This is a genomic window from Pseudoflavonifractor phocaeensis (genome assembly GCF_016901955.1).
Classification (GTDB): domain Bacteria; phylum Bacillota; class Clostridia; order Oscillospirales; family Oscillospiraceae; genus Flavonifractor; species Flavonifractor phocaeensis_A.
Genome location: NZ_JACJLC010000095.1, coordinates 1 through 10,045, shown reverse-complemented (window position 1 = coordinate 10,045; position 10,045 = coordinate 1). Strand labels below are relative to the sequence as shown.

General features: G+C 53.9%; 8 protein-coding genes and 1 pseudogene. 4 read left to right on the top strand and 5 right to left on the bottom strand.

All coding sequences use genetic code 11. From position 1 onward, the window contains the following. Positions 1–169: 169 nt before the first annotated feature. Positions 170–3,235 (bottom strand): glycoside hydrolase family 2 TIM barrel-domain containing protein, encoded by a 3,066-nt coding sequence (locus H6B51_RS14770; protein ID WP_204884414.1) that lies wholly within the window; start codon positions 3,233–3,235, stop codon positions 170–172. Between the two features lie 219 nt (positions 3,236–3,454). Between H6B51_RS14770 and H6B51_RS14765 the strand changes: the two genes are divergently transcribed. Continuing rightward, entirely contained in the window at positions 3,455–4,336 is an 882-nt protein-coding gene (locus H6B51_RS14765; RefSeq protein ID WP_204884413.1) for a helix-turn-helix transcriptional regulator, read from the top strand. A gap of 104 nt (positions 4,337–4,440) precedes the next feature. On the opposite strand, the gene H6B51_RS14760 is transcribed toward H6B51_RS14765, so the two are convergent. Next, positions 4,441–4,767: an HAD hydrolase family protein gene (locus tag H6B51_RS14760; protein WP_243421340.1), complete on the bottom strand. Its 327-nt coding sequence runs from the start codon at positions 4,765–4,767 to the stop codon at positions 4,441–4,443. Between the two features lie 37 nt (positions 4,768–4,804). Here H6B51_RS14760 and H6B51_RS14755 point away from each other — a divergent pair. From H6B51_RS14755 to H6B51_RS14745, 3 genes and pseudogenes are all read left to right on the top strand, one after another. Then, a pseudogene (locus tag H6B51_RS14755) lies at positions 4,805–5,110 on the top strand (metal-dependent transcriptional regulator); the annotation flags it as partial. A 179-nt stretch (positions 5,111–5,289) separates the two neighbouring features. Continuing rightward, a complete protein-coding gene (locus H6B51_RS14750; protein ID WP_204884412.1) occupies positions 5,290–5,973 on the top strand; it encodes a helix-turn-helix domain-containing protein in 684 nt (227 codons plus the stop codon). 63 nt (positions 5,974–6,036) lie between these two features. After that, positions 6,037–6,483, top strand: a complete 447-nt coding sequence (locus H6B51_RS14745) for a DUF4368 domain-containing protein (protein WP_243421339.1) — start codon at positions 6,037–6,039, stop codon at positions 6,481–6,483. A 179-nt stretch (positions 6,484–6,662) separates the two neighbouring features. Here H6B51_RS14745 and H6B51_RS14740 read toward each other — a convergent pair whose 3' ends face one another. From H6B51_RS14740 to H6B51_RS14730, 3 genes are all read right to left on the bottom strand, one after another. Next, a complete protein-coding gene (locus H6B51_RS14740; RefSeq protein WP_204884410.1) occupies positions 6,663–8,003 on the bottom strand; it encodes a hypothetical protein in 1,341 nt (446 codons plus the stop codon). Positions 8,004–8,069: 66 nt separating this feature from the next. Further along, positions 8,070–9,542 (bottom strand): ATP-binding protein, encoded by a 1,473-nt coding sequence (locus H6B51_RS14735; RefSeq protein WP_204884409.1) that lies wholly within the window; start codon positions 9,540–9,542, stop codon positions 8,070–8,072. A 300-nt stretch (positions 9,543–9,842) separates the two neighbouring features. Then, positions 9,843–10,045: hypothetical protein (locus tag H6B51_RS14730; RefSeq protein WP_204884408.1), on the bottom strand; the 203-nt coding region annotated here is incomplete at its 5' end.

The window sequence follows — 10,045 nt, the reverse complement described above, 5'->3', positions numbered from 1 at the left end:
AACTACTGCTTAGGCTTTAAGCATAACTTTATTTTTCGCCCACTTTTAGGGGGCGTGGTTTTGTGCGCTCTTTTTCGGAATGGTACTTAAATCGCAATGTTTCAACCTTATTCTCCTTAATATATTTTGTTTGTTTCATTTTGGGTGGGGTTTCCCCCACCCACATTTCTTACTTGGATTCGGGGATGAGACGGATGCTGAAGTCGATGGTTTCATCGGTCAGGCGGTACTTTTCCATCAGCTCGGGACCGCAGCTGTTGGAGCCGATGCCATTGTGCTTATAGTCCAGGCACAGGACAGTGCTGCCGGATTCCTCCAGTTCGAAGTTGTGACCCTTATTGGTCAGCTCTTCCTGAGTGTAGTGGGATGCGTTGAAGCTGAAGCCTTCAGTGCTGACAACGGTCATACGCAGGTCTTCGCTTTCCAGAACTGCGTAGTCGCAGTCGCCGTGGGCACCGTTCTCCTGGGGCCGGATGTAATCTTCATGCAGACCGGTGACAGTATCGGTGAACAGGCCATGCCATGCGGCGTTACGCTTGTCCACATAGTTCTCCATGGGGCCCAGACCGTAGTAGGTGACATTTTCCAGCTGCTCAGGCAGGAACATTCTCAGGCCGAACCGGGGCAGCTCAGGGAATTCGGGGTTCCGCTTTGCCAGGATGTCTACGGTGATGGCACCGGTGACGCTGACGGTCCAATCCAGCTCGATGTTGATGAACTTCTGAATGGTGGTAGCAGCGATGGATACATTGGAGTGGATTCTAACTTCGTTTTCGGTAGCCACAAAGTGGGTGCTGTAGGGGCGGGTAGCCATGTGATCGTAATAGGCAGCCATCCAGTGCAGCTTCAGCTTGCGGTCATTATCGGTGGGTGCTCTCCAGATGTTGAAGTTCATGGGCTTGTCCAGGACTTCCTTGCCGTCGAAGGTCATCTTGGCAAACATACCGGTGAACTTATCGTACTTGTAAGTAAAGGTCTTGGTGCTGATGGTGATGTAACGGTCGCCTTCGGTGGTGGTGATGGACTCCTCACTGACGGGCTTTGTTTTCCAAATCTGCAGGGCAGTCTGGTTCCGGTCATCTGCATTTTCCAGCTTGACTTCGTCGAAGCCCAGGTCGAAGCCCTCGGGCAGGATCTCGGTGGCATTTTTCAGCTTGTAGGAGATCTTCAGGTAGCAGCGGCCCTTTTCGGGGATCTCGATGCTCAGGGGGATGGTGCCGTCGCAGTGAGGAGCAACTGCGGGGAGCTTTTCGATCTTGCCGCTGGCCACGATCACACCGTCACAGCTGACTTCGTAGGTTGCGGTGGCATAATCGGACAGGCTGACAAAGTCCATGTAGTTGTGGACGGTCAGCTGGCCAAACTTGGCATCGTAAGCTTCAACACGGGCAGGACGGTGAACATTCTTGTATTCCATCAGGCCGGTGCCGGGAGTTCTGTCGGGATAGACCAGACCGTCGATACAGAAGTTGCCGTCGTGAGGCCACTCACCGCTGTCGCCGCCGTACAGATACTTTGCCTTGCCGTTCTCGGCTACACCTGCGTAGATTGCGTGGTCACACCACTCCCAGACGAAGCCGCCGCACATGATGTCGTGATCCTGGATGAACTGCCAGTAGTCTTCCAGGTCGCCGGGGCCGTTACCCATGGCGTGTGCATATTCACACATCAGGAAGGGCTTGTCGGGGTTGGAGTCCAGGTAGCGCTGCAGGCGCTCCATGGAGGGGTACATATCGCTGTACAGGTCGATGTTGGAGAAGTCGTACTTGCGCTTGCGGCTGCGGTACTGGGAGCTTTCGTAGTGGGTCAGGCGAGCAGGATCGAAGTGCTTGGTCCAGGCCAGCGCCGCCTCGAAGCAGCAGCCGTAGGAACTTTCATTACCCATGGACCAGCAGATAACGGAGGGGCGGTTCTTATCTCTCTGGACGCAGCGCTGGGTGCGGTCCATAGTTGCTTCCAGGAAGTCGGGGTTATCTGCGAAGGGCTCGTTCCAGGTTTCCACGTGGTTCTCCCAGATGTCGTTCTCCTTACAGTACAGAGCGGAAGCGCCGTGGCTTTCGTTGTCAGCTTCGTCGATGACCATAAAGCCGTACTGGTCGCAGAGCTGGTAGAACATGGGAGCGTTGGGATAGTGGCTGGTGCGAACTGCATTGAAGTTGTATTCCTTGATCATCCGCAGATCCCGCTTCATGTGCTCGACGCTGATCACAGGGCCGGTTACGGGATCGGAGTCGTGCCGGTTGACACCCCGGAACTTGATGGGGCTGCCGTTGAGGAACACCATGTTGTTCTCAATGTGGATGGCCCGGAAGCCGATGCGGTCGGTGATGACTTCGTCGGGAGTTTCCAGGATCAGGGTGTACAGGTAAGGCTTTTCGGGATTCCAGAGGGTGGGATTCTTCACCGTGAAGACTGCCTGATGGGTGTAGGCACCGCCATCGAACACCTTAACAACACCGGTTCCGACAGACTTATCAGCCGCATTCAGCAGCTTTACCTTGGTGGGGACGAACTCACCGTTGTAGGCAAACCGGATGCGGACGGTGGCTTCCTCTTCATCCAGCAGCGTGGTGGTGAAGTAGTCCCGAATGCAGTTTTCAGGACGCTTCAGGATGTACACATCCCGGAAGATGCCGGAAGTACGGAACTTGTCCTGATCTTCCAGGTAGCTGCCGTCACACCACTTCAGGACCAGAACCGCCAGAGTGTTCTTGCCTTCTTTGACAGTCTCGGTGATGTCAAACTCGGAGGTGGAGTGGGAGACTTCGCTGTAGCCCAGGAAGGTGCCGTTGAGCCAGACGTAGAAGCAGGAGTCAACACCCTCGAAGTTCAGGTAGGCCTTGGGGGCATCTGCATTGCCTTCATAGACAAAATCGTACAGATAAGCACCGCAGGGATTTTCATAAGGAACATAGGGAGGGTCTGCCGGGAAGGGATAGCGGATGTTGGTGTACTGGTGCTGGTCGTAACCGTGGTTCTGCCAGACGCTGGGGACGGGGATCATATCCCAGCCGGATGCATCGTAGTTTTCTTCGTAGAACTTATCTTCGAAGTCGTGGATGCACGCGCAGTACCGGAACTTCCAGTTGTCATTTAACAGCTGGAACCGGTCAGAATTCTCCCGGTTCTCCACAAGATCATCCATTCTCTTAGATGCCGGGATGAAGTAGGAGCGGTTAGGAGTTGTGCCTACATGATGGGTATGCAGGTCTTCGAAGTATGCAGGAATGATCATAGATTTCTCCTCCGTTTTTTGTTTTGCCGTTTTTTAACTTCTGGCTGTATTATAGAAATAATTTGCAAAAAAATGAATAAACTAGAATGGACAAAACCTACACAAAATGATACTATGTAGAAAAGTGTAGTTTTCAGTTTCCCTTGTTTTTCCATGTTTTCCGAACAATATCCATGCTCACAAGCATATTGTACAAAAACAGAATAGGAAGATTGTACAATGTATATAAACTCCGGTTACCTGAATAATTCCAGATTGCCTTTCAAGGACAAATCCAAGCCTCTCATTGTGGGCAGCTGCGGTACATACCGCCTGCGCACCAAAGAGCGACTGCCCACCTGGCGTCCCAGAGGCCGTTTGGACTATCAGTTACTGTATGTGGCTTCCGGTAAGACTGTCTTCTATTTTAATGGAGAACCAAAAGAGGTTGCCGCAGGACACATGATACTTTTCCATCCCCGCCAGGAACAGCATTATGAATACTTTGCGGTGGATCGCCCGGAAGTTTATTGGGTACACTTTACCGGCTCTGATGTTAGAAACATCCTGAGACATTATGATATTCCTCTCGACCGCAATGTAATCTACTCCGGTTCCTCTGCTACCTATGCTTATTTGTTCAAGGAAATGATCAATGAGCTGCAAACCTGCCGGACCGGATATCAGGAACTTTTGGAAATGTATCTGCGCCAGATTTTCCTGCTGGTGCAGCGCAGCTGGGAAGAACGGAAACCCACTGTCAGTTCTTACCTGCAGGAAGAAATTGATTATGCCCGGAAGTATTTTAACGAGCATTACAACGAAGATATCAGTATCGAGGAATATGCTCAGTCCAGAGGAATGAGTGTCAGTTGGTTCCTACGGAATTTCAAGCAAATGACTATGAAATCTCCCATGCAGTACATACTGGCCATTCGAATCAATAACGCTGTCAGCCTTCTGGAAACCACGGACTACAATGTGACAGAAATATCCACTATTGTCGGTTATGAGAATCCTCTTTATTTCAGCCGTATTTTCAAGAAGCAGAAAGGTGTTTCCCCTTCTGAGTACCGTAAAATGCTTCAGGGAGAAGCAATAGCCAACAGTTCCAATGAATGAAACACTTATACAAATGCAAAACGACGGTCTGACTTTACAGACCGTCGTTTTGCATTGGAATATTGAAAGAAGGAGAAATAATTGTACTGTTTTAATAAGGGATGTTAAGCTGCTGTTTTGTTCGGATTGAAATGCATCACTTCTGCAATTACTTTTACCAGATCCCAGGGCTGAATATTAGCCGTAAACACCAGTTCTTTCCTGTCTTTTACGAACGCTCCGTTTTCCGCCACAAAGGATAATTCGTCATAATATCCAGGGAACAGATCCCTTAACTGGTAATACTGATTTCCGCTTGCCACTACGAAATGGCAGCCGAAATCATTCATCTGAGACAAAATGCGTTTGAACCGTGGTATATCGTAGGTGTAATCAGACCGGACAAAAGTGCCGTCAACATCGACAGCGACCATTTTTATTTCAGGTTTCATATCGTTATCATCTCCTTCAATGCATCATTGATTCATTATGGTACGCTCCGTAGATGTGGCCCGGCACATGGAGGTGTCAAAGCCAAGCGTGTGCCATGCGGTGGCTACCTTGCGGGACGGCGGCTTTCTTACAATGGACGAAGATCACTTTCTTCATCTGACTGATGTGGGCCGCGAGGTTGCCGAAAAAATCTACGAGCGCCATTGCTTTTTTACCGAGCAGCTTATCGCCGCAGGCGTTGACCCCAAGACTGCGGAGGCCGACGCCTGCCGGATTGAACACATCATCAGCGATGAGAGCTTTTCACGGCTGAAAGAGGCAGCCACACAGGAGCAAGATTAAACTGAATATTTGAAACCATCCTGCCCCGCCTGACGGGGAAAGAAAAAACCGTTGCTGGGGCAGGTAGTTTTGTGCGCTCATTTTGCATTTATACCCATCGGCGGTTTTGAGAGATGATATGCTCCCTTTAAAGTAGACAGCGGAAAAACAAAACTGTCGAAGCGGAGGGAGCAATTATCATGAGTTTAAAAGGCAAAATACCGCCGGAGGTAAAGATTCAGGCTGTGGAGGACTACCTAGCGATCCGTAAGGGTTCCACACAGATCCGGGAAGAGTTAGGCATACGATTGAGCACTTTCCAGGCATGGCTGCGGAAATATCAGACGGAGGGGCCTGCGGGTCTGCATCCGAAAAAGGGTTTTACCAGTTACCCGTCGTCGCTCAAGCTGGCGGCCGTGGAGGACTATTTAAGCGGAGAAGGGTCGCTGGACGCCATGTGCCGCAAATACGGGATATCCTCCCATGCGGTTTTGCAGCAATGGATTACGTTGTATAATCAAGGCCATAGAGAGTTCAAGACACGCAGAGCGCGGGAGGAAACAGATATGGCCGAGAAAGAAAAATTATCGCAGGAGCAAAAGCTGCAGGCAGTACTATACTGCTTAGAACATCAACTGGACTACCGGCGAACCAGCGAGCAGTACAAAATCACCTACCAGCAGATCTATAGCTGGGTCAAAAAATATCAAGGGAAGGGAGAAGCCGGGTTGCTTGACTGCCGGGGGAAACGCCGCCCTCCTTCCGAATACAGCGAGGAGGAAAAAGCCGCGGCAAAGCTGCGGAAGCTGGAGGCGGAAAACAGAAGGCTTCAAATGGAGAACGATTTCTTAAAAAAATTGAACGAACTCGAGGGGAGGCGGTAAGCAGGCTCACACGCCGCAGGAAGGTCTATGAGGCGATCCATACGCTTCATCAGGAAAAAGGATATGCGGCAGCGAAACCGTGAGCTGTCGCAGAAGAAAAAGCGGCTGGCGGAGATACAGAAGCGGATCGGGGAACTGGATACCATTTTCCAACGTATCTATGAGGACAATATCATTGGCAAACTTTCTGACGAGCGGTTTATGAAAATGTCGAAGGGCTACGAGGACGAACAGCATACCTTGCAGACCGAAGCAGATGAAATCCAGAGTGGGCTCCAACAGGAAGAAAAGAAAAGCGTGGATGTAAAACGCTTTCTTGCCATTGTAAAGAAGTACACGGACTTGACCGAACTGACGCCTGAAATCCTCCGGGAGTTTATTGATAAGATTATTGTTCATGCCCCCGATAAGAGCAGCGGCAGGCGGTTACAGGAAAGCGAAATCATCTATAACCATATCGGAGAATTTGACCGTTCAAAGGTCACTCTTTGGAAAGGAAATGCGGTATAGCACCTACAATGCCATACCGCATAATCCAAAATCTAAAAAACATCCTTATGAAACCCTTGAAAAATTAAGGGCTTCCGGTGTTCTGAAAGACGCAGGGAGCACGCAAGCAGCTCCAAAAGACACCCGCGTCCAACGGCTCAAAATTGAAGCCGGGTCAGATCAGCCCCTGACCTAGGCCATCAGAATCCAAATGCCTTCTCCCGCAGGGGCAGGTTGCCCAGGACCGCCAGATATCGCCGGAGGGGCACGTTGATTTCCTGCCCCTGTTCGGACATCCGGTGCAGGAACCGGACCGCGGCCTGCACCATGGGAGACTCAGCATGGGCCATAAAGTCATAAAACATTTCCCGGAAGGCATACTCGGCCGGGGTTCGCTTTTCAAGGTCGTCCAGCGTCCGTACAAGCAGGGCGGGGAGCTCCGATCGATTCAGCGTGGCCCCGTCCCGGGCCATGGCCTCCAGCTCAGACCGGCACTGGGCCAGCCAGGTATTCATCTCGTCGGAGAAATGGATGTCCCCATCCGGCGTCCACCACGGGATCCGGTCATCGTCCGAACAGCCCAGGAAGTCATTGGTATCTACGGGGGCAACCGGCTTAGACGGCGGAAGGCCTTCAAAGTTCCAGGCGGAAGCCCCGTCCCAGTCAAAGGGGCGCAGTTCCTCCAGCAGGGACTCAAAATCCTGAGAGAAGGCGTCGGCAAGGAGCTTGGCCGCGATTTCCACAGGGAGCATGACAGCCATGACCGCAAAGCATGTCTGGGCATCGTCCGTGAGGAGGTCCAAATCCCTGGTTTTGAGGGAATTCATCAGCTGCTCCAGCTTGTTCAGGTCCGGCACCTTATCCTCTGCGGTCAGCTTTGCCAGAGCCTGCTCCGCCCGCCTGATGCAATCCGGAATGGTATGGGGCGCGTCCGAAGAGAGCTCCATCACCCGCTGCCACCCCGCGGCGTTGATGTGGCGGGTGACGGTGAGATACGTCAGCACCCCCAGGGGGTCCATGGTCACGCCTTCGTTGGGAAGGGTCAGAAGATTGTCGTCCTGCCGGTAGTCGGGCAGCAGCTGGTAGATGCGCCAGGGGTTGCTGATCCGACTGTTGTCATACCCGCTCCCGAACAGATGATTCAGCCAGCCGATGATTTCCCGGGCGTCAAAGACATGGGCATCCTCATTGGCAATCCCGAAGGTCTGCGTATAAAACTCATAGAGCACATACACCGCGGAACAGACCCGGTTGAACTGACGCCAGCCCACTTTGTTGGTGCTGAAGCTGCAAAGGAGGGGGTTATAGCCCCCGGTTTCCCAGGTGTCATGCTCGAAGTAATTGTAACAAAACAGGATGGTGTCCAGTCCCGGCATCGCCTGGGGAGGGGTCAGCAGCCAGAGCCTTCTGCCGAGCAGGCAGATCATCTCCTGATCCATTATCCCGCCCTGGTCCAGAATGGTAAGGACCCGCTGATTGAATTCCTCGCGCTTGTCCTCCGGGATCGTCTTATCTCCAAAGTAACCCAGAAAAGTTCCCATATTCCTGCTCCTTCTTTCTTTTTTTCCTAACCTTCCCCGGGAGGCCTGGGCCTCCCGGGGGGCGTTTTACACTGCGTCGGGGTCGATGCCTTCGTCCTCCCAGGTGGTCAGGCAGAACCGGTAGGGCCGTCCGGTGGGGTCGGTGATGGAGTTCATCTGCTCCACCAGCGCGGCCGCCTCCCGGCTGTGGTGCCGGGCGATGAGCACCCCCTGGGTGAGTGGCCGCCCGTCCAGGGCACACCCGTCCCAGTACATCCGCAGCACATACACATCCAGCGGCCGGGAGCAGCCCATTTTGGCCTCATAGGCCTCGGATTTGCCCTGATAGCTCACAAACAGATCCATCTTGACCCCCAGGTCCAGGGAGCGGTAGGTGTCCTCCTTCCGGGCCACCCGGATCACCCCTGCTTCCACTGCCTTGTTGCGGGCCAGCACCTCCACCAGCCGCTCCTCCTCCGGCTCCTCCGGGGCGGGCAGGGGCACATTGGCCCGGAGCCAGGCATAGAGGGCCTCCAGCCGGAAGTCGCCTTCCCAGAATCCGGTCTTGCTGAAATTGGTGGGCGGAAGAGCGTTCCAATCCTGAGACCGGAGATCCACCTGGACCAGGAAACGGTTGTGCCTGGGACAGCTCCGGCCATTCCAGACCTGCCCGAGCGGGACTTGCTGAACCATCCGTCCGTTGCATCGGATCTCCACACCGCCGGTTTCCGTGGGGGCCTGGCAGGGAGGAAAGGGCTCCTTCCGGCTCCGGAGCAGGCCATAGCGGCACACCAGCTCCACCGGGCCCACGCCCAGATCGCAGGTGACTCCGGGGATCTCCTGGGGCCCGTTTTTATCCCAGAGCGGGAAGCGGGAGCGTACCACGCGGTTCCGCAGTCCGTCGTCCACCTCCAGGGTCATCTCTCCGCGCTGGAGCACTTGGGCGTAAATGAAGCCCAGCTCCTCCACCAGGCGCTCTGTCAGAGTGTAAAAGCTCTTTTTCGCCCGGTCCCCCGCCGGACGCAGGGTGTCAAACTGCTGATGGGAGCAGCGGAAGGAGATGGCGGTTCCGGTGGGGTGGATGAGCTTGCCTGCTCCTGCCAGGTACTGCCCCATGAAAGGCGCATTCTTCGGGCTGCGGGGCACCTCTACCAGCAGGTACCGGTCCAGCTGGTTGTCTTCCGGGGTGCGGGTCTGGATGCTCCAGGAGTAGCACCCGTAATCGAAACAGGCCAAAGCCTGCTTGAGCCCCATTCCGTGCTCATTCAGGGGGGATTCCGCTCCGTCACAGCAGCCCGGGGTAAGGGCGGTATGGATGTCCCGGATGCCGGTGCCGGTGTCGATCACGTCCACATTCACCCAGCATCCATCGTCGCGGAGCACGATCCGCACCTTGCGGCTGTCGTGGGGATCCAGGGCGTACTTCCGGAAGTTGGACAGGGAATTGTCCACAAATGCACAGATGATATCGGAAAAACGGTGTAAACTGCAGTCAATGGAGTTCCACACTTCCCGGACCTTGGGGTCGTTTTGAATCGGAAAAGCGTTCTGAGTACACATACGTTTCCTTCCTTTCGGGCGGCGGTGCCGCCGATTTGATGAGAAAATAAAATACCGTGCAGGGCGTGGGCCTACACGGGAAGGGAAGAAGGGTATGTGAACCCTGCCGCGCCCGGGAGATTCCCTTGCGCCGGACAGCAAAAACGGGTATACTATCCCTGCGGTGCGGACGCAGTCCGTTGTGTAGGTGAGTGAGCACCTGCGCAGGTTTAGAAGGGTTGCCGCCCTTCTAAACTGCCGCTATTTTATTTTCATGTGGATTATAGTATATAGGGTTGTACATTGATGTGGTAAGCGTGGTCAAATGTTCCAGATGATCTCGGCCCCGTCCTCGGACACGTCGATCCTGCGGATCAACTGTGCCGCCACCACCTTTTTTTCTGCAAAGCTCAGCGCGGGGAAGTCCAGGGTGACCGGGACGACCACCCGCTTTTTTTCGCGGCGCTGGGCCTCCAGCAGCCGCTGCCGCTCCTGTTCCAGCCGGGCCAGAGACCGGCGCAGAT